The following is a 20,838-nucleotide window of genomic DNA, read 5'->3' as shown; positions in this document are numbered from 1 at the left end:
CGCGAGATCACGGCCGCGCGCCAGGCGGCGGCGCGCGGCCGTTTGTCGCTGTTGGCGCAGCGCGATTCCGTTACTGTCTCGAGGTCGGTCGAGGGCGCGCCCGCTGCGGGCAGGGCCTCCTGGCCCGGGAGACATCGATGAAATTGCGAACGATTTCGGCGACTTTGCTCACCACGCTCGCCTTTTCGACAGGGCTGCTCGGCTGCTCTGACGACACCGACGGCGGCGCGGGAGGGGGCTCGACGAGCGCGAGCACAGTTTCGGGGAGCGCCAGCGCGGGCGTGGGCGGCTCCGGCGCCGACGGCGGCAGCGGCGGCAGCGGCAGCGGCAATGGCGGCAGCGGCGACGGCGGCAGCGGCAATGGCAGCAGCGGCGACGGCGGCCGCGGCGGCAGCGGCGACGGCGGCAGCGGCGATGGCGGCAGCGGCGATGGCGGTAGCGGCAGCGGCAACGGCGGCGGTGGCAACGGCGATGGCGGCAGCGACGGGAGGCTCGGCGCCCGGTGCGAGGTGGACGCGGACTGCGGTCCGAGCGGCGTCTGCCTCTCCGCATCGGGTGATGGGTTCTTCGGCGGAGGCCCGGCAGGCGGGTACTGCACGACGTCGTGCGCGGCAGACGGCGATTGCGAGGGCGAGGGCAGCGCGTGCCTTGAAGGCATCTGCCTTCTGGGATGCACCCTGGGAGCTCCCCCGCTCGCCACGATCGTCGACGAGCTCGATCCGGCGAAGTGCCATGGCCGCGAGGATCTCCGCTGCGACACCATCGGTGATGTGTCGGTGTGCATGCCGAGCTGCGGCTCGGACACCCAGTGTCCCGGCCGCGTGTGCGACCCCCGGATCAACCTCTGCGTCGACGAGCCGACGACGGGGCTGCCTGCGGGCTCACCGTGCGAGGTCGGCGACGAGGGTACGGACCCCTGCGCGGGGTGGTGCGTCGGGTTCGGCCCGAGGCTCGGCGTGTGCTCCGGGCTGTGCGCGCTCGGCGGGGACATCGCGAACGAGGACTGTGGAGGGCTGCAGAGCGGGCTCTGCCTCTACGCGCTGGAGGAGGATCCCGGCATCGGCGACGTCGGCGTCTGCACGAAGGCGTGCACGAGCCATGACGAGTGCCTGATGCCGCACGCCGCGTGCGCGTTCGTGGGACTGAACCGCAACGGCTTCTGCATCTTCGGACCGACGAAATGCCCGCGCGGCCAGAGGGATTGCACGAAAGCACGCGAGATCTGCACCGAGACGCCGGACGGCCCGCTGTGCCTCGATGAGAGATACCCGTGGGGCGATTCGGGCACGGGCGGCGCCGGCGGCACGGGCGGCGCCGGCGGCACGGGCGGCGCCGGCGGCACGGGCGGCGCTGGTGAGACAGGCGGCGCTGCTGGCACGGGCGGCGCTGCTGGCACGGGCGGCGCTGGCGGCACGGGCGGCGCTGCTGGCACGGGCGGCGCTGGCGGTACAGGCGGCGCCGGCGGTACAGGCGGCGCTGGCGGCGCAGCTGGCGCTGGCGGCGCCGGCTGACTACCTCCCGACGCCGCCGGCGGGCGCGCCCGCCAGCGATCGAAGGCACATCCGCAGCCCCTCGCGAACGCTCCGCAGCGTGGCCACGGCGGCCATGTCGAGGCCGAGCGACGTGATCAGCGCCGCCACCGCGGGGCGCACCCCGGTGATCACCCCCTTGGCGCCGAGCAGCTCGACCGCGCGGACGATCCGGATCACGTGGTCGGCCGTCGCCTCATCGATGCCGTCGACCCCGGTCATGTCGAGGATCGCATAGCGGGCGCCGGTCCGGACGATCGCGTCGAGCAGCCCCTCCGTGATCACCCCGGCCCGCACGCCGTCGAGCGTGCCGATCAAGGGGAGCGTCAGCACGCCGTCCCACACCTGGATGATCGGCGTGGCGAGCGCGCGCAGCTCGCGCTGCTGCCGCTCGATGAGCGACAGCTTCTCGCGGAGCTCCTGCTCGGTCTTCTGGAGCTCCTCGGCGATGCGGGCCCGCTCCTCGACCTCGCGTTTGAGCTTGTGCAGCGCGATCGCCAGATCCGCCTTCGTCGCCCGCTCCTCGTCGAGCAGGCGGTTCAGCCGCTCCTCCAGGGTCGTCGTCGCGGGGCGCACCGTGAACTCGTCGTGGGGATCGCCCCGCGCCGCGAACGACGTTTGCTCGACCTCGCACTCCTGACCGAACAGCCTCGTGCAATATCCAGCCAGCTTGCCCGCCATCATGCTGCTCCCCCAGCAGACGTCGAGCTCCTTCTGATAGAGCGCTTCCCACCCGTTCACCACGCGGAAGCGCGCCTCGTTCCGCTCTCGGTCGATGGAGACCGCCTGCCACAGGCCCCAGCCCGCGGTCGCCGCCCCGATGCCGAGCGCCCTGAAGCCCTCCTCGAACGTCGGATAGCCGGAGAGGAACGTCCAGTCGTCATCGACGCTGAGCCGACCGCCGCTCTCCACGGCGAGGTTGAAGCGCTCGGTCCCCGCCATCCGCTGGAAGCCCGACATCAGCCCGAGCACGCTGCTCGGCACGAACATGGACACCGACGGGACGCCGGCCCAGGTGCACTGCCCGCGCGCGACGTCCCACTCGATCGGCATTCCCCCGACGTCGACGCGGATCTTCGCGTCCAGAAGCTGAGAGCTTGTGCTCATAAATTCTCCGAATCCACGAGCTCACCCGCCCGCCTGACGCAGTGTACCGGCTCAGCCCGGCACGCGTCGCCCTCGACGGGCGAGCCGCGACAGGCCCCGTTCCGGCCAAGACGGCAATCCGCGGCTCATGCAGGAGCGCACGTCCGTGACGGCCTCCTCGGGGGGTGAGTCCGGAGCAGCGGTGAGAGGATCCCCTCGCCGGGGTGGGCGCGAATCACGGCGGCTCCGGCGGGGCAGCGGGCGCCGCGCGCCGGAGCGTGGATGTGAGGAGCGGGTGCGGTGATGGGCTGGGGCTCACTCGCACGTCGAGAACTGGGCCGACGCGGTCTGCTCGGCCGTGGTGACCTGGACCGTGGTCTCGATCACCTCGTCGAAGACGTCGATCACGCGCACGCGCCACGGCCCCGGCTTCATGTTGCCGTCGCCGACACGCCAGTAGTTGTAGTCCCGCCGCGTGGCCTCCTTCCACGCCCCGTCGAGCTGGACCTGGACCCTGGCGATCGGGTTGCGGTGGCCCTGCACCCGGAACTCGTTCCACCAGTTGTTCTGCTCCTTCAGCGAGATGGAGAGGTCCCCCTCGACAGGGCATGAAACGAACTTCCACGAGATCTTGCCCTTCGCCCCGCCGTTGCCGGTCCCGAGATAGCCTTCCTCGGCCGACCCGATCTGCAGGAAGGCGTCCTTGCTCAGATCGATGTGCCCGGCCGTGCACTTCGGGTTGCTGCCGGTCGGACATTGATCGACGACCGTCGCCACGACCTTGCGCCCGTCGTCGCGGCTCACCTCCACGCAGGCCCCGCACGCGGCCGCGGTGTCGTAGTCGGCCGTGTTCAGCGCCGCGAAATACCGCCCTCCGCCGGTCGCCACGTGCGCGACCTTGTCCGGGTTGCTCCCGAGCACCGGAAAGCTGCAGTTCACCGCGCCGCCCGAGCCCTGGCCGAGCGTGTACCACGTCACCGATCCACGGCCGTCCTCGTAGCTCGGGAGCGGGATCGAGCAGGTGCCGCCGCTCCCGTCGCCCTCGGAGCCGCCGCCGGTCACGGCGCTCCCGCCGCCCGAGCCGCCGGCGCCGGTCGTCGCACCCCCGCCGCTGCCCCCTGCCCCGCCCGAGCCGCCCGCGCCGGTCGTGACCCCCGAGCCGGTCGGGCCGCCGGAGCTCGTCGTCGCGCCGGAGCCGGTCGCGCCGGTCTGGGTCATGGACACCATCACCGGCTGGTAGTCGCTCCCGGTCGCGGTCGCGCAGAACCCGAAGCTGGCCGCGCCCCCCACCGGGATCTGCCCGCGACCGGAAGCCGGGGTCACCGTCAGGAGCGAGCCGCTCCGGCTGGACTGGGCCTCCCACAGGTTGCTCAGGGTCGACTGCCTGAGATCGATGACGACGGTCCACGACGTCACCGGCGTGGTCCCCTCGTTCACCACGTTCACGTTCGCGCAATAGCCGCTGCCCCAGTCGGACGATCTCGTCAGCGCCGCGACCCCGAGCCCGTCGGTCGTCACCACGGCGCTGGTGAGGTCGTCCGCGGCCTCCTCGCCGGGCACCTCGGCGGTGCACGCGGCGGCGAAGAGGCCAGAGAGAGAGAAGGCAACAGCGGTTCGGTAAGCCATAGATCGCATCCTAAGTCTCCACGTCGTGGGCGCGCCGAGAGGGCGCGACCGGCAACACCTCCCTTAATGCAGATTCATGAGCTCGCCATCGCTCCAACGCACAGAAACGTCATTTTGATAAACAAGCACCCTGAAATGATCTCCCACGACCGGAGAAATCCCCTGTTCCATCGAAGATTTCAACTCAGTCACAAGCATCTACACAGGCACTGATTGCCCACATCACTCCCCACGAGCGCCCCTATCACCACCGGCTCCCCCTCGAGCGTTCGACGTCAGCGAACCCGAGCTGGCCTGTCGATCTCGCGCCGGCGCGCCCTGCCGAGCGGCGCGCTTTCGCGGTGGCGATCGTGCTCTGCGCCCCGGGGCTCCGGGCGCGCGGTTGTCGCGCGTCGCTCGGCTCCCGTAGACTGCGGCGCTCGATGCTCCTCACGCTCACCACCACGCACCGGCCGGCGACCGATCTCGGCTACCTGCTCGTCAAGAACCCGGCGCACACGCAGTCGTTCGCGCTCTCGTTCGGCAAGGCCCACGTGTTCTATCCGGAGGCGACCGAGGAGCGGTGCACCGCGGCGCTCCTGCTCGACGTCGACCCCGTGGACCTCGTGCGCGGGCGCGGCGGCGGCGAGCCGGGCACGCTCGCCCAGTACGTCAACGACCGGCCCTACGTCGCCTCGTCGTTCCTCTCGGTGGCGATCGCGCAGGTCTTCGGCTCGGCGCTCGGCGGCAAGTGCCGCGACCGCCCGGAGCTCGCCGACGTGCCGCTCCCCCTCTCCGCCACGATCGAGGCGCTGCCGTGCCGCGGCGGCGAGGCGATGCTCCGGCGGCTCTTCGAGCCGCTCGGCTACGAGGTCGCGGCCGAGCGCCTCCCGCTCGACGAGGCGTTCCCGGACTGGGGCCAGAGCGTCTACCTGCGCGTCTCGCTCGCGAGGACGTGCCGCCTCCGGGAGCTGCTCGCGCACCTCTACGTGCTCGTGCCCGTGCTCGACGACAAGAAGCACTATTACGTGGGCGACGCCGAGGTCGAGAACCTCCTCGCCAAGGGCGAGGGCTGGCTCGCGGAGCACCCCGAGCGCGAGGCGATCGCGCTCCGCTACCTCAAGCACAGCCGGCCGCTCTTCCGCGCGGCGCTCGCCCGGCTGGTGGCCGACGAGGAGGCGAGCCCCGAGGAGGCCGAGGACGACAAGGCCGCGCCCGAGGACAGGGCCGAGGCGCGGATGAGCCTCGACGAGGAGCGGCGCGCGGCGGTCGTCGCGGCGCTCCGCCGCGCCGAGGCGAGGAGCGTGCTCGACCTCGGCTGCGGCGAGGGCAAGCTGCTGAAGCGCCTCGTCGACGAGCGCGTCTTCGAGCGCGTCGCCGGCGCCGACGTCTCGATGCGCAGCCTCGAGATCGCCAAGAACCGGCTCCGCCTCGACGACCTCCCCGACAAGCAGCGGCGGCGGATCCAGCTCTTCCAGGCGTCGGTGACGTACCGCGACGCCCGCTTCTCGGGCTACGACGCGATCACCTTGATCGAGGTCATCGAGCACGTCGACCCCCCGCGGCTCGGCGCGCTCACCCGCGCCGTCTTCGAGCACGCGCGGCCGCGCGTCGCCGTCGTGACCACGCCGAACGCCGAGTACAACGTGCGGTTCGAGGGGCTCCCGCGCGGCGCGCTCCGCCACGGCGACCACCGCTTCGAGTGGACGCGCGCCGAGTTCCACGCGTTCTGCGCCGAGGTCGCGGGCGCGCACGGCTACGCCGTCGAGCACCTGCCCATCGGCCCGATGGATCCGTCGCTCGGCGCGCCGACGCAGATGGCGATCTTCACGCGCGCGGCCGGAGAGGACGGCGCGAACGGCCCGGGCAAAGCGGACGGCCACGGCGGCGCGAACGGCCACGGCGGCGCGGACGGCGGCGGCGCCGGGGCGCAGGCGGAGGAGGACGCGTCGTGAGCGAGCCGAAGCCGCTGGTCGTCCCCGCGCTCTCGCTGGTCGTGCTCGTCGGCGCCTCCGGCTCCGGCAAGAGCACGTTCGCGCGGGCGCACTTCAAGCCCACCGAGATCCTCTCGTCCGACCACTACCGCGGCGTCGTGTCCGACGACGAGAACGACCAGGCCGCCAGCGCCGACGCGTTCGAGGTCCTGCGCTTCATCGCGGGCAAGCGGCTCGCGGCGGGGAGGCTCACCGTCGTCGACGCCACCAACGTGCAGCCCGACGCGCGCAGGCCGCTCGTCGCGCTCGCGCGCGAGCACCACGTGCTGCCGGTCGCCATCGTGCTCGACCTGCCCGAGAAGCTCTGCCACGCGCGCAACGCCGGCCGCCCGGACCGGCAGTTCGGCCCGCACGTCGTGCGCGGCCAGAGCCGCGAGCTCCGCCGCTCGCTCAGGGATCTCCGGCGCGAGGGCTTCCGCTACGTGCACGTGCTCTCCTCGCCCGAGGAGGTCGCCGCCGCCACGATCGAGCGGCAGCGCCTGTGGACCGATCGCCGCGACGAGCGCGGGCCGTTCGACATCATCGGCGACGTCCACGGCTGCTTCGACGAGCTCGTCGAGCTGCTCGAGGCGCTCGGCTACCGCCTGGAGGGGCTGCCGGACGCGCCGCGGGCGTCGCACCCCGAGGGCCGGCGCGCGATCTTCCTCGGCGACCTCGTGGACCGCGGGCCGCGCTCGCCCGACGTGCTGCGCCTCGCGATGGCGATGGTCGCGTCGGGCGCGGCGCTCTGCGTGCCCGGCAACCACGACGTGAAGCTGCTCAAGAAGCTGCGCGGCCGCGACGTGCGGCCGACCCACGGCCTCGAGCTGACGCTCGCGCAGCTCGAGGTCGAGACGGACGAGTTCAAGGCGAAGGCGGCGGACTTCATCGACGGCCTCGTCAGCCATTACGTGCTCGATGACGGCAACCTCGCGGTCGCGCACGCGGGCGTGAAGGAGGCGTTCCAGGGCCGCGGCTCGGGGGCGGTGCGCGAGTTCTGCCTGTACGGCGAGACCACGGGCGAGACCGACGAGTACGGCCTGCCCGTGCGGTACAACTGGGCCTCGGAGTACCGCGGCAAGGCGATGGTGGTCTACGGCCACACGCCGACGACCGTGGCCGAGTGGGAGAACCGCACCATCTGCATCGACACGGGGTGCGTGTTCGGCGGCGCGCTCACGGCGCTCCGCTACCCGGAGCGCGAGCTCGTCGAGGTCAAGGCGCGCCGCGTGTACTACGAGCCGCAGAAGCCGCTCGCGCCGCGCGGGGCCGACCCGAAGGCCGACCCGCGGGGGCCGGCGGACGACGCGCTCGACATCGACGACATCCGGGGCCGCCGCGCGATCCGGACGCGGGTGCACGGCATGGTGACGATCCGCGAGGAGAACGCCGCGGCGGCGCTCGAGGCGATGAGCCGCTTCGCCGTGGATCCGCGCTGGCTCATCTACCTGCCGCCGACCATGTCGCCGAGCGAGACGTCGAAGGACGGGGGCCTGCTCGAGCACCCGCGCGAGGCGTTCGCGTACTTCCGGCAGAACGGCGTGGGCCGCGTCGTGTGCGAGGAGAAGCACATGGGGTCGCGCGCGGTGCTCGTCGTGTGCCGCGACGAGGCCGCGCGGAGGCGGCGGTTCCGCGTCGACGACGGGCCGCTCGGCGTGTGCGTCACGCGCACGGGCAGGCCGTTCTTCGCGGACGAGACGCGGAGCCGGGAGCTCATCGACCGGGTGCGCGCCGCGATGGACCGCGCGGATCTCTGGGCCGAGCTCCGCACCGACTGGGTCTGCCTCGACGCGGAGCTCCTGCCCTGGTCCGCGAAGGCGCAGGACCTCTTGCGCGGGCAGTACGCCGCCGTGGGCGCGTCCGGCCGCGCGTCGCTCGACGCCGCGGTCAAGGCGCTCGAGCTGGCGGCCGCCCGAGACGAGAGCGCGCGGCCCTTGCTCGAGCGCCACGCGGCCCGCAAGGCGGCGATGGACGGGTACGTGGCGGCCTACCGGCGCTACTGCTGGCCGGTGCGGTCGATCGCCGATCTCCGGCTCGCGCCGTTCCACCTGCTCGCGAGCGAGGGCGCGGTGCACGCCTCGCGGGATCACGGCTTCCACCTGCGGCAGCTCGGGCGGCTCTGCGAGGTCGATCCGGCGTTCTTCGTGCCGACCCCGCACCGCGTCGTCGACCTCTCGGATCCGGCGAGCGAGGCGCAGGCGGTGGCCTTCTGGACGGAGATGGTCGAGCGCGGCGGCGAGGGGATGGTGGTCAAGTCGTGGGAGTGGGTGGTGCGCGGCCCGCGCGGGCTCGTCCAGCCGGCGATCAAGTGCCGCGGGCCGGAGTACCTGCGCATCATCTACGGCCCGGAGTACCTGATGCCGCAGCACCTCGCGCGGCTGCGCCACCGCAGCGTCTCCGCGAAGCGCGCGCTGGCGCTGCGGGAGTACGCGCTCGGGCTGGAGGCGCTCCACCGCTTCGTGGAGGGCGAGCCGCTCTACCGCGTGCACGAGTGCGTGTTCGGGGTGCTCGCGCTGGAGAGCGAGCCCATCGATCCTCGGCTTTGACCTCTACAGCGCGGCCTGAGCTCCTCCCTGGGTACACAGGTATCGCCGATCCGCCCGGCCCGCGGGGATGCGTCGTCAGCGAGGAGCTCAGAAGACGCGACACCAGCGCGGTAGAGAGAGCGCTGAGAGGAACAGCCGATTCCGTGCCGGTCGCGCTGCCCTGGACAACGGCGAAAACCCGTTGCGCAGGGGGGAGGCGGTGGGATCATGCACCGAGTTCATAAGGGAACAAGGCTGTCATCGCCGTGATGACATAGCCACGACGCCCTGGATGAACATCATTGCTTGAAGTCAAGCGGGGCTCGTGGATCGCAGCCACGCGTCGACCCGCTCAAGGGGGGGATCGCGATGAAGCTCTGGGGGATCTCTGCGTGTGCTCTCTCGATGGTGCTGATAGGGTGCGTGGGCGAGCCCAGCTGGGAAGAGGAGACGGATCTGCAGCAGACCGCGCAGGCGCTGCACGAGCGCAAGCGCGACCTGATGTCTGGGCCGGGCGCGAAGCTCGGGCCTCATCTGCGCGCGCTGCAGCGCGCGGCCGAGGCGCGTCCGTCGGCCGACGAAGCCGCGTTCGACCGGAAGTTCCCAACGCTCCGCGTGCAGGACGGCTACGTCGCCGTCAGCGCGTACGGCGACGACGGCGCGGCGCTCGCGGCGCAGCTCGCCCGCGAGGGCATGCTCGACGCGCGGGTCCATGGCGAGTCCGTGTCGGGCCGCGTCCCGATCGCGCGCCTCGGCGCCATCGCGGCCATGGGGGACCTGAAGTACATGAAGCCCACGATGGCCACGACGCAGGCAGGTCTGGTCACGACGCAAGGCGATCGCTCGCTGCGGAGCGACGTCGCGCGCGCGCGGTTCGGCGTCAACGGCCGGGGGGTCCGTGTCGGCGTGCTGTCGGACAGCTTCGACTGTCGGCATGAGCCGCTCTTCCCAGGGCAGATGTTCACCGACGCCGCTGAAGACATCCGCAACGACGACCTGCCTCGCGATACCGTCGTCCTGCAGGATGTGGACCGGACGGCGTTGCCCGACTGCATCGACGAAGGCCGCGCCATGATGCAGACCATCCACGACGTCGCGCCGGGGGCGAGCCTGTCCTTCCACACGGCGCTCTTCAGCCAGGAGGACTTCGCCGCCGGGATCGTCGAGCTCGCCGACAATGGCGCGAAGATCATCGTCGACGACATCATCTATTTCGCCGAGCCGATGTTCGAGGACGGGGTGATCGCCGACGCGGTGGACCAGGTGGTCAAGCGCGGCGTGGCGTACTTCTCGGCCGCCGGCAACCAGGAGCGCCAGTCGTACCAGTCGAGGTTCCGCGACTCCGGTCGAGCCGGTCACTCCGGCGGGCGACGCCACGACTTCGATCCGGGGCCGCGCGTCGACGACCTGCAGCGCGTCTCGGCGAGCGCGCGCTCGATGACGCAGCTGGCGTTCAACTGGGACCAACCGTCGCTCTCGGCCAACGGCAGGCGCGGTTCACGGAGCGACGTGGATATCATCTTCTACCACGAGAACGGCGAGCCCGTGGAGGAGTGCACGCTGGATCCCGCGCAGGTCGTCTGCCAGGTCGCAGGCATCGCCAACAACCTCGGCGGGGACGCGGTCGAGGTCCCCATACTCGTCAACGGCTCTGACGAGGACATGGACTTCAAGATCGGCATCGAGCTGGTCGCGGGCCCGAAGCCGGATCTCATGAAATACGTGTGGTTCAATATCGAGGGCACGTTCAGCGTCGACGAGTTCGACACGCGGAGCTCCACGATGTACGGTCATATGAACGCCGCTGGCGCCGAGGCGGTCGGCGCCGCGGCGTGGTTCCAGACCGAGGAGTGGGGCCCGCTCAACCCGGCGTGCGTGCCCGCATGCCTGGAATCCTTCTCCTCCGTCGGCGGCACGCCGATCTTGTTCGACGATCGCGGCAGGCGCCTCCCGATCCCAGAGGTGCGGCTGAAGCCCGGCGTGACCGGACCGGACGGCGGAAACACGACGTTCTTCTTCTCCCCCCTCATGCTGGAGATCCCCGGCAGCACCGAGCCCGATCAGTTTCCGAACTTCTTCGGCACGTCGGCGTCTGCGCCGCACGTCGGTGCCGTGGCTGCCCTGATGCTCGACGCACGCGCGCGCGACGTCGCGGCCGGCACGAGCATCCTCGGCGCACACAGGCTCCCACCGTCGCTCGTCTATCTGGTGCTGAGGCTCACCGCGGAGGACATGCGGCTGCGGGACCTCAGAGGCGAGATCGGCCCGGTACCGGTCGAAGGCGCGCGCGGCTTCGACTTCGAGACGGGCTTCGGCTTCGTGGACGCGGTGCGCGCGCTGCGAGCGGTCTTGAACCTCTAGCGAAGGCCGGGCTCGACGCTCGGGCCACGCAGCGCCACGCGCTGGGGCGCTCGCCGGCGGCTGCCGCGCGCAGCCAGCCGGCGCGTCGTTTTCTTGCCGTCATGTCAGACGCCCCGAGGGCGCGGCGAAGGAATGGGCAGGCGGGTCGCTCGGGGCGAATCTCCCCGGGGCCCTGCCTCATTCCACGGCGCAGGCCGCGCCGCTGGCCCACCGGCAGCGCACGCTCCCGTGGGCGCGCGCCAGGCAAGAAAGGCACTCATTTCCATGCGAACTCCCATGCACACGGTATCTCTATCGGTCGCCCTCGCCCTGCTTTCGAGCCTCGCGGGCTGCGTCGCGCCCGGCCCTCTGGACGAGGCTGAAGGCGAGGCGGTGGACACCGCGTCCGGCGCGCTCGTGGCGGACCGGGCCAGCCTGCCGACGCCGGCGGCTTACTGGAGCTTCGACACCTGCACCGACGGGACGAACGCGCGGGTCCGGGAGGACTCGGGCCGGGGGGCGTTCGGGGTGATGTCCGGCCGCGGCCTCTGCAGCCCGGGGAAGTTCCTGTCCGCCGGCGACTTCAACGGCGCCGGCGATCAGGTGGAGATCAGCAGCGCGGGGCGGAGCTACCTCCACTTCCAGGACCAGATCACGGCGGCCGCCTGGGTCAACCCGCGGAGCGTGACGGGGAACCGCACCATCGTGAACCAGTGGTACGCCGCGGACTCGTTCCTGCTCGGCATCGCCCAAGGCAAGTACTTCTTCTCCGTCGCCTTCCCCAACGGAGGCGCGGGTCAGCACGTCCTCGTCGAGACCCCGGCCGTCGCGAACGCCTGGGCCCACGTCGCCGGCGTGTACGACGGCGCGGCGCTCAAGCTCTACGTGAACGGCGAGCTCCGCGCCTCGACGCCCGCGTCCGGCGCGCTGCAGCAATCGACGCGGCCCATCGTCATCGGCGGACACCCCGCCTGGAACGCCTACGATGGCCTGATCGACGAGGTCCGCCTCTACCAGCAGGCCCTGAGCTCCACGCAGGTGGCGCAGCTCGCCGCGGGCGAGGTCTACCCGGTGAGGGCGTATTACGTCTATCCGAACGACCAGCCGTATCACCAGGAGTACGTCGACGCCATCAACACGACCCTCGCCGAGCTGCAAGGCTGGTATCGCCAGCAGTCGAACGTCTCGTTCCACCTCGTGGGCTCGGTCCAGGCGGTGCGCTCGCCCCAGAACTACGTGAACATGCGCTGCGGCTCGTCGCCGTCGAGCGCCTGCCAGAACAACCCGATCGAGATCCCGAACTGGCTGAACGCGGTGTCTCAGGCCGTCGGCGGCTTCCCGGCGCGGCAGTCCACGCTGGTGTTCTCCCAGGGCGGCGGCGGCTATGCCGGCGCCAACCTCTATGGCGACTACACCGGCTTCGCCGTCGTCGGCGACTGGGTGCTGGAGCCCATCTCCGGCGTGCGCGAGCCGCTGGCCATCCACTGCGGGTACGCCACGTGGCAATGCCTCGACGGCACGCCGAAGGGGACCGTCGCGCACGAGCTCGGGCACTCGCTCGGCCTGCACCACCCGGACAGCTATCCCGGCGAGTCGATCATGGGGTGGCACGGCGGCTACCCGACGACCATCTTCTTCGATCACGAGCAGATGATCCTCCAGGAGAGCCCGATGCTCTCGTCCGGCGTGCTCGTGCGCGGCGGGCTCTGGCTCGACTTCGGGAACGCCGATTATATGTACTCGAACACGACGGTGACCCTCGCCGGCTCGGGCTTCGGGCCCGGCGCACAGGTCGAGTTCGTGGATGCAACGCACACCGCCCTCGTAATCCCGACCAGCATCAGCGCCACGAGCCTCACCGTGCAGGTCCCGAGCGGCCTCGGTCCCGGCTACATTCGCGTGCGCAACGGCAGCGGCGCGAGCAACAAGGTCTCCGTGAACTTCTATCCCTGAGGGGAGGACGCCCCTCGCGAGCGCGTCCCGGCGCTCGCGCCGTGAGCTGCGTTATCCTCCGCACACGCCGCACGGGGGTCCGACGGCTGAGCGTGCTCGTCCTCGGTCCGGCCTGGCTGCTGCCGCCGCGCGCTGAACGACGGCGCTCGCGCCGCGGGCCCTCTTGACCTCGCGCGTCGACAATGCGACAAGAACAGCACGACAAACGAGGTCGCGAGACCGAGCACGGCGCTGCACACGAGGCCGAAGCACAGCTCGGGAGTTCCAGCAATCGCCGTGTCGCTCGAAAGTCGACGGCGCGCTCCGTCGACGCGGCCCTCGCTCCTTTCTGGCACCTGCAAGCGGTTCATGCGTCGCGTCGATGCGCGTGCGTCGTGATCATCCGAGCGCCTTGCGGGAATCTCTGCGGTTAAACTATGTTGAAAATATCGCGATTGCGCTACATCGGAAATTTTACTTCATCGTCGTCACCGGTGCTCGGTGCGATGTTGCTGCTGGGCGCGCTGTACTGCAGCGGATGCGGCGATGACGGTGAAGGTGACGCCGGCACCAGCGGCTCCGGCGGCGCCGGTGGCCAGCCGACTGCGACCAGCAGCGGCACGACGAGCAGCACCAGCTCCGGTGATGTGGGCGGCACCACCTCGGCGTCGACCGGCGGGGATGCAAGCACATCGAGCGCCAGCAGCGCCAGCGGCGGCGGCGGCGGCGACGGCGGCGGCGGCGACGGAACGGGTGGAGAAGGAACGGGCGGTGGAGAACCGATCGATTCCGGCCTTCCCGTGCCCCCCGGCGCCGGTAACGTGCCGAAGCCGTCCGGCGCGCCCGGCGGGTTCAAGGTCATCGATTGGGCCGGCTTCACGGGCGCCGTTTCGTATACCTTCGACGACTCGAACTCGAGCCAGATCCAGCACTACAACGAGCTGAACGCGCTCGGCGTGCCATTCACCTTCTACCTCCAGACCGGCAAGAACGAATCGAACGATCCGGTGTGGCAGAAGGCGCTGACGGACGGGCACGAGCTCGGCAACCACACGAAGAGCCACTCGAGCAACGACGACGGCTCCGATACGGACGCCGCGACGCGTTTCATCGAGGAAAAGTTCGGCATCAAGGTGTGGACGATGGCGGCGCCGAACGGCTCGTCGACCTACACGGGCATCGCCCGGACGCGCTTCCTCATCAATCGCGGCGTGGCCAACGCCCTGATCGCCCCGAACGACTCGACCGACCCGTTCACGCTCCCCTGCTACATCCCCCCGACCGGCGCCAGCACGGCGGCGTTCGACGAGCAGGTCACGACCGCGCGGTCGGCCAAGAGGTGGCGCACCGTCCTGGTGCACGGCTTCACCGGCGGCAGCGACGGCGCCTTTCAGCCCGTGCAGCTCTCGGCCTTCGTCGATCACGTCAAGCACGCCAAGGATCTCGGCGACATGTGGCTCGACAGCGTGGTCAACGTCGGCGCCTACTGGCGCGGCCAGAAGGCGGTCACCTCGGGCACCAAGACGGAGTCCGGCGGCGAAACGACGTACAAGTGGCAGCTCCCCGACAACTTCCCGCCAGGCAAGTACGTGCGCGTGACCGTCACCGGCGGCACGCTCAAGCAGAACGGCGTCGCGATTCCCTGGGATCCGCACGGCTACTACGAAGTGGCGCTCGACCCGGAGTCCGTCACGCTGTCGCCCTGACGCAAGCGTGACGGCTCGCCTGTGACGTCCGCGAATCGCTAAGCCTCTCCCCTCCTCACACGCGCCGGCCCGCGGAGATGTTCTGCCGCGGGCGCCGGTTCTCGGCGGCGCGGCGCGCACCTCGCTCGACGCAAACCGCGCCCGCGCCCGATTCGATGGCGGATCCGCGCATCACGCCACGATGGGATCTATCGTCTGGAGACCCAGACGTCCGGCCGCCCGCGGTCAGGTCTCTGGCCGTCGGCGAGCAGACTTCTGGCCGTCCGTGGCCAGACGTCCGGCCGTCCGCGGTCAGACGTCTGGCTGTCGCGCTCGTCAGCGCAGATCTCGACGGAGTGCCCTGCCGGCGCGCCTCAGGGCACGGGCATCTCGAACGCCACCGCGTAATTCGGCTGCGCGGTCCCGGTGATCGAGCCGACGAACGGATCCGAATCGCGCAGCTGGCCCGAGCGCCACGTCCGGCCGGAGAACGCCGTGCCGTCGCTGGTCATCGCGTAGCCGACCCAGACGCCCGTCGAGGGGAGATCGTTGCCGACGGTGATGCGCACCGAGTCGCCCGAGATCGCGACGGAGGAGATCGGGATCCGCGCGCTCGCCGTGCGGACCTCGAAGCCGCGCCCCTGCGCTCACTCGGTGACGGCGCCCTGGTGCGGCGCGGGGAGCGAGCTGTCCCAGGCGAGCGGCGGCACCGGCACATGGAAATGCACCGTGATCACGCGCCCGCTGCGCTCGACCCGGGTCGGCTGCAGCGGCTGCCAGTCGCGGCCCAGCACCACCTTCTCATGGTAGACATCGAGCACGGCCGCTCTCTCACCCTGACATCGGATCACAAATGATGCGTGAGGAGAGAGAATTGAACCACAGAGACACAGAGGGCACAGAGGACAGAGATTTTTCTCTCCTCTGTGCCCTCTGTGCCCTCTGTGCCCTCTGTGGTTCAAATTCTCTCACGAGATCGGAGACGACCTCGACGAGATCGGCGGACGTCAGGACTCGCGCGGGCGCTCGAGCTCGTCCCAGAGGCGCACGTCGCTGCGCTCCTTCAGGAAAATCCCGCCGACCACCACGGTGATGAGCGCCACCGCGATCGGGTAGAGGAGGCCCGCGTAGATGTTACCGGTCGCGACCGTCACCGAGGAGGCGATGAGCGGGAGCAGCCCGCCGAACACGCCGTTGCCGACGTGGTACGGGATCGAGAGCGACGTGTAACGCACCTTCGCGGGGAAGGCCTCGACGAGGTAGGCCGCGATCGGGCCGTAGACCATCGTCACGAAGAGCACGAGCACGAACACCAGAAGGGTGAGCACGACCGGGCTGTCCGCGTTCTGCTTCATCGCCCAGAACACCGGGAAGAACCCGATCGCGCCGCACAGGTTGCCCGCGATCATGATCTTCTTCCGGCCGATGCGGTCCGAGAGCGCGCCGAAGAAGACGAAGAACGGCATGCCGAGGGCGAGCGCCGCGGCGACCACGACCGTGGACGTGATGAACGGGACCTTCAGCGTGTTTTGCAGGAAGTAGAGCGCATAAAACTGCCCCGTGTACCAGACCACGCCCTGGCCGGCCGTGGCGCCGAAGAGGGCGATCAGGATGACCTTCCAGTTGCGCTTGTTGCCGAGGCTGTCCTTGATGGGCGCGGCCGACGTCTTCCCCTCGGCCTTCAGCTTCGCGAAGATCGGCGACTCCTTGAGGCGGACGCGCACGTAGAAGGACACGCCGACGAGGAGCACCGACAGGAGGAACGGGACGCGCCAGCCCCACTCCTTGAACGCGTCCTCGCCGACGATGAGGCGGCTCCCGAGGATCACCGCCAGCGAGACGAACAGGCCGAGCGTCGCCGTGATCTGGATGAACGAGGTGTAGAAGCCGCGCTTCTCGTCCGGCGCGTGCTCGGCCACGTACACCGCCGCGCCGCCGTACTCGCCCCCGAGCGCGAGGCCCTGCACGAGGCGGATCAGGACCAGCGCCAGCGGGGCGACGAGCCCGGCGCTCTCGTACGTCGGCAAGATGCCGATGAGCGACGTCGCGCCGCCCATGAGCAGCAAGGTCACGAGGAACGCGTACTTCCGGCCGACGATATCGCCGATGCGCCCGAACACGAGCGCGCCGAACGGGCGGACGACGAAGCCGGTGGCGAACGTGCCCAGCGTCAGCAGAAAGCCCGCCGTCGGGTTGTCCTTCGGGAAAAAATGCGTGGAGATGATCGCGGCCAGACTCCCGAAGATGTAGAAATCGTACCACTCGATCATTGTGCCGCCGGCGGACGCGAAGATGACCTTCCAGAGCGTGCCGCTGTCGACGACCTCGCGCCCGGCCTCGCGGGCGCGGCTCGGTGGGGTCACGGCGAGGATTTCGGGAGACGTCTGTGCCATGGGAGCGGTTCCTCGAAGGAGTTCCAGCGCTTGTCGAGAGGGCGGAAGCCGGGCTCGCGCCGGCGTCGCGCCGTGGAGAGGGAGCCACGGTGTCGCGCAGGGCCTCTCCCGCGCCACCCCCCAGTGTTCCGTCTGCTGATCTCCAGGATCCGAATACCACGCGAGGCCCCGCGAGAGTACACGTTCTGCTACGGGCCAATCACGTAGACAGGCCCGTCCGGTGACATCCCGTTACGATCGGTAACACCCGCCGGTGCTCCAGGTGGCATCTCGGCGACTCAGGCCCGTCCGGTGACACCCCGTTACGATCGGTAACACCCGCCGGTGTTCCAGAGGCCATCTCGTCGACTCAGGCCCGTCCGGCGAGACCCCGTTACGATCGGTAACACCCGCCGGTGTTCCAGAGGGCCATTCCGCCCTCGCCCCGCGCGGTCCGGCTCACGGCGCCGCCTCGGGCCCGCGCCGCGCCCCGGGCGCGCCGGCGAGCGGGAGCCGCACGACGACCGTCGTCCCCTGCCCCACCGCGCTCCGCAGCGTGAGCGTGCCGCCGTGATCCTGGACGATCGAGCGCGACAGCGGCAGCCCGAGCCCCGTGCCGCTCGGATCGCGCTTCGTCGTCACGAACGGCTCGAACACGGCGGCGAGGAGCTCCTCGGGGATGCCCGAGCCGTGGTCCTCGACCTCGACCACGATCTCGCCCGCCTCGATCCGCCCGCGGACGGCGATGGTCGCGCCGGCCCCGGAGGCGTCGCGGGCGTTCGCGAGCAGGTTGACGAAGACCTGCACGAGCTCGCGCCGATCCCCGACGACGACGAGCGACTCCGGGCAGGCCTGCTCCACCCGGACGTGCGGCGCCGCGCGGTCGAGCCGGAGCAGCCGCTCGGCCTCGGCGATCACCTGGGCGAGCGACACGCGCCCGACCCGCGCGCGCGGGCCCTCGCCGGGCGACGGCACGGCGCCGGTGCGGCTGTGCTCGAGCAGCGTCCGCAGGATGGCCTCGATGCGCGCGGCCTCGCCGAGGATGAGCCCCGCGCGCGCGCGGATCTCGTCGCTGTCGGCCTCGGCCCGGAGGTTCTGCGCGAGGCAGGCGATGCCGGTGAGCGGGTTGCCGACCTCGTGGGCCACGCCCGCGGCGAGGCGGCCGAGCTGGGCGAGCCGGTCCTTGTGGGCGAGCTGCGCCTCGAGCGCGCGCTGCTCGGTGCGATCCTCGACGAGGAGGACGACGCCGCCCGAGGCGGCGCGCGCGTCGAGCGGATCGAGCGCGGCGCGGTGCACGCGCAGCGAGCGCGCGCGCCCGGCCACGTGCGCCTCGATCTCCTCGGCGCCCGCGCCGGCCTCGCCGGCGGACGCCGCGCGGACCGCGCGGGCGAACAGCTCCGCGAACGGGGCCGGCAGCCGGTCGAGCGGCGCGCCGACCAGGTCGCGCTCCGGGGCGCCGACGAGCGCCTCGAGCCGCCGGTTCACGAGGCTTACCGCGCCGTCGGAGCCCACGGCGCAGACGCCGAGCGGCAGCTGCGCGAGCACCGAGCGGAGCCACCGCCGCAACAAATCGAGCTCGCGCGCCGCGCCGACGAGCCGCGTCTCCCCGCGCGCGAGGCGGCGCTCGAGCCACCGCAGCTCCTCGGTGAGCGCGCCGCCCGCGCCCGGCGCCGCGGCGGGGGCGCCCGCCTCCTCCGCGACCGTCCTCGCGAGCACCGGGCCGACGAGCGGCGACAGGTTGCGGTGCAGCCGCTCCTGCAGCGCGTGGAGCTCGGTGGGCCGCGTCTCGTCGCGCGGGATGTCGAGCTCGATCCGGGCGCGCGTGACCTCGATGCCCGCCGCCTCGCGGCCGAGCAGCCGGGCGAGCCGCTCCTCCAGCGCGCCGACGCTCGAGGCCACGGTCGCGCGCTCCACCGACGGGCCGATCTCGCGCCGCCGGCACAGGCGCGCCGCCTCGCGCTCCGCCTTGGCCGGCGGGCGCAGCAGCGAGACGAGCGCGAGCGTGCCGCCGTTGACGGCGAGCGACACGAACGTCGGCAGCGACCACGTGTCGATGGGCAGGGCGCGCGCCGCGCGCGCGGCGCGGCCCCCGTGGTCCGCGCCCTCGAGCAGGAGGCCGAGCCACGCCGGATCGAGCCCGGGCATCCCGGGCAAGAGCGGCGCGAGGCACAGGGCCGTCCAGCAGGCGATGCCGGCGAGCAGCCCGGCGATGAACCCCGCGCGCGTGGCGCGCTCCCAGAAGAGCACGGCGAAGAGCCCCGGCAGGAGCTGCGCGAAGGCGACGAACGACACGATGCCGCTCTCGACGAGCAGCCCGCGGTTCGCCTGCGCGCGGTGGAAGAGCCACCCGCCCACGAGGATGGCGGTGAGGAGCCCGCGGCGCATCCACAGCACGCGCGCGTAGACGTTGCGGCGCAGCGTCCTCCGGGCGAGCGGCAGGAGCAGGTGGGTCGCGCTGTCGTTCGCGAGGGCGACGGCGGTGACCATGACCATGGCGCTCGCCGCGGAGATGCCGCCGATGAAGGCGGCGAGGGCGAGCCAGCGCTGGTCGAGCAGCTGGGGCACGAGCAGCACGTAGCTGTCGGCGGGCCCGGCCGGGGCGAGGCGGGTCCCGGCCCAGAGGATGGGCAGGACGGGCAGGTTGAGGGCGAGCAGGAACAGCGGGAAGGCCCAGGCCGCCCTGGCGAGCGCCCGGTCCCCGGCGCCGCTGGCGAAGGCCATGTGCCACTGCCGCGGCAGCAGGAAGGCCGCGGCGAAGCTGATGACGAGCATCGAGGTCCAGCCGCTGTCCTCGCGCACGGGGCGGGCGAGCGCCTCGACCTCGGCGGCGTGCTCGCGGAGCCAGCCCGCGAGCCCGGAGGCCCCGCCGAACGCGCCGAGCACGGCGACGAGGCCCACGGCCGCGAGCACGGCGAGCTTCGCCGCCGACTCGAACGCGACCGCCGTCGCGAGGCCGTCCTCGCGGCGGCGCTCGGCGGACGGGCGGGCGCCGAAGAACGCCGTGAACAGGGCGAGCAGCGCGCAGAAAACGGCGCCCACGGCCTCCTCGTGCCCCGGCCCGGACAGCACGCGGACCGACTCCTCGGTCGCGCGGAACTGCTGCGCGACGTAGGGCAGGCTGGCGACGAGGGAGAACGCGGCGACGAGCGCCCCCGCGGCGGGGCTCTGGAAGCGGAAGGCGAGCAGGTCGGCGAGCGACGAGAGGCGCTGCTCGCGCGTGATGTGGAGCACGCGCGACCAGAGGAGCGGCGTGGCCATGCACGCGAGGGTCGGGCCCAGGTAGACGGCGAGGAAGACGAGCCCGTGGCGCTGCGCGAAGCCGACGCCGCCGTAGTAGGTCCACGACGAGGCGTAGACGCCGAGCGAGAGGGCGAGCACGAGCGGGTGGCGCGCGAGCGCGCGGGGGATCCGCTCGCGCTGGGCGGCGAGCGCGATGGCGGCGAGCACGGCGAGCCACGCCACCGTGGCGGACAGGAGGACGCCGACGTCGATCACGGCGGCGGCTCCCGCTCGCCGCGGTCGCCGTCGCCGCGGCCGGCGTCGCCGCGGCCGGCGTCGCCGCGGTCGCCGTCGCCGCGGCCGGTGTCGCCGCGGTCGGCGCGCGTCGCGAGCCAGGCGAGGGCGATCAGCGCGACCCACACCGCGAAGACGGCCGCCACCGCGAGCGGGCCGCGCGCCCAGAGCAGGCGCGCCGGCGACACGAGGAGGACCGCGCCCAGCAGGGCGAGCACGAGCGCGCGATCCGCCGCGCCGGCCTCCGCGTCGTGTCCTCCGCGCATACGGCAAGAGGC

The 20,838-nt window shown here is 71.7% G+C and carries 14 protein-coding genes; 6 read left to right on the top strand and 8 right to left on the bottom strand.

Annotated elements, in window-relative coordinates:
- The first annotated feature begins 137 nt into the window (after positions 1-137).
- Positions 138-1,511: a hypothetical protein gene (locus tag WMF33_RS16445; RefSeq protein WP_437338023.1), complete on the top strand. Its 1,374-nt coding sequence runs from the start codon at positions 138-140 to the stop codon at positions 1,509-1,511.
- Here the strand turns inward: WMF33_RS16445 and WMF33_RS16440 are convergent, their stop codons facing one another.
- Positions 1,512-2,636: an STAS domain-containing protein gene (locus WMF33_RS16440; protein WP_437338022.1), complete on the bottom strand. Its 1,125-nt coding sequence runs from the start codon at positions 2,634-2,636 to the stop codon at positions 1,512-1,514.
- Between the two features lie 294 nt (positions 2,637-2,930).
- Complete coding sequence (locus tag WMF33_RS16435; protein ID WP_437338021.1) at positions 2,931-4,241, bottom strand: expansin EXLX1 family cellulose-binding protein; 1,311 nt, start codon at positions 4,239-4,241, stop codon at positions 2,931-2,933.
- A gap of 422 nt (positions 4,242-4,663) precedes the next feature.
- Here WMF33_RS16435 and WMF33_RS16430 point away from each other — a divergent pair, with 422 nt between their 5' ends.
- From WMF33_RS16430 to WMF33_RS16415, 4 genes are all read left to right on the top strand, one after another.
- On the top strand, positions 4,664-6,175 hold the full coding sequence (locus WMF33_RS16430; protein ID WP_437338020.1) for a 3' terminal RNA ribose 2'-O-methyltransferase Hen1: 1,512 nt from the start codon (positions 4,664-4,666) through the stop codon (positions 6,173-6,175).
- On the top strand, positions 6,172-8,739 hold the full coding sequence (locus WMF33_RS16425) for a polynucleotide kinase-phosphatase (protein WP_437338019.1): 2,568 nt from the start codon (positions 6,172-6,174) through the stop codon (positions 8,737-8,739). Before WMF33_RS16430 ends, WMF33_RS16425 begins: the two co-directional genes overlap by 4 nt.
- Positions 8,740-9,087: 348 nt before the next feature.
- Positions 9,088-11,079 (top strand): S8 family peptidase, encoded by a 1,992-nt coding sequence (locus WMF33_RS16420; protein WP_437338018.1) that lies wholly within the window; start codon positions 9,088-9,090, stop codon positions 11,077-11,079.
- Positions 11,080-11,343: 264 nt separating this feature from the next.
- Complete coding sequence (locus WMF33_RS16415) at positions 11,344-13,011, top strand: LamG-like jellyroll fold domain-containing protein (RefSeq protein WP_437338017.1); 1,668 nt, start codon at positions 11,344-11,346, stop codon at positions 13,009-13,011.
- Between the two features lie 439 nt (positions 13,012-13,450).
- Here WMF33_RS16415 and WMF33_RS16410 read toward each other — a convergent pair whose 3' ends face one another.
- Entirely contained in the window at positions 13,451-13,852 is a 402-nt protein-coding gene (locus tag WMF33_RS16410; protein ID WP_437338016.1) for a hypothetical protein, read from the bottom strand.
- Here WMF33_RS16410 and WMF33_RS16405 point away from each other — a divergent pair.
- Positions 13,812-14,696 carry a polysaccharide deacetylase family protein gene (locus tag WMF33_RS16405; protein ID WP_437338015.1) on the top strand — a complete coding sequence of 295 codons (885 nt, stop codon included), beginning with the start codon at positions 13,812-13,814 and terminating at the stop codon, positions 14,694-14,696. The genes WMF33_RS16410 and WMF33_RS16405 overlap by 41 nt on opposite strands.
- A 353-nt stretch (positions 14,697-15,049) precedes the next feature.
- Here WMF33_RS16405 and WMF33_RS16400 read toward each other — a convergent pair whose 3' ends face one another.
- The 5 genes from WMF33_RS16400 to WMF33_RS16380 form a co-directional block, all read right to left on the bottom strand.
- A complete protein-coding gene (locus tag WMF33_RS16400; protein WP_437338014.1) occupies positions 15,050-15,244 on the bottom strand; it encodes a hypothetical protein in 195 nt (64 codons plus the stop codon).
- Positions 15,245-15,322: 78 nt separating this feature from the next.
- Positions 15,323-15,496 (bottom strand): hypothetical protein, encoded by a 174-nt coding sequence (locus WMF33_RS16395; protein ID WP_437338013.1) that lies wholly within the window; start codon positions 15,494-15,496, stop codon positions 15,323-15,325.
- A 186-nt stretch (positions 15,497-15,682) separates the two neighbouring features.
- Positions 15,683-17,068 carry an MFS transporter gene (locus WMF33_RS16390; protein WP_437338012.1) on the bottom strand — a complete coding sequence of 462 codons (1,386 nt, stop codon included), beginning with the start codon at positions 17,066-17,068 and terminating at the stop codon, positions 15,683-15,685.
- Positions 17,069-17,506: 438 nt separating this feature from the next.
- Positions 17,507-20,542, bottom strand: coding sequence for an ATP-binding protein (locus WMF33_RS16385; protein ID WP_437338011.1), 3,036 nt, complete (start codon positions 20,540-20,542; stop codon positions 17,507-17,509).
- Positions 20,539-20,826, bottom strand: coding sequence for a hypothetical protein (locus tag WMF33_RS16380; RefSeq protein WP_437338010.1), 288 nt, complete (start codon positions 20,824-20,826; stop codon positions 20,539-20,541). The genes WMF33_RS16385 and WMF33_RS16380 overlap by 4 nt, the downstream gene beginning before the upstream one ends.
- Positions 20,827-20,838: the final 12 nt, after the last annotated feature.

The sequence above is a fragment of the Sorangium sp. So ce394 genome (assembly GCF_051474665.1).
GTDB classification, from domain to species: Bacteria; Myxococcota_A; Polyangia; order Polyangiales; family Polyangiaceae; genus Sorangium; species Sorangium cellulosum_D.
The sequence above is the reverse complement of the archived record's forward strand: the minus strand, read 5'-3'. Positions and strand labels throughout refer to the sequence as shown.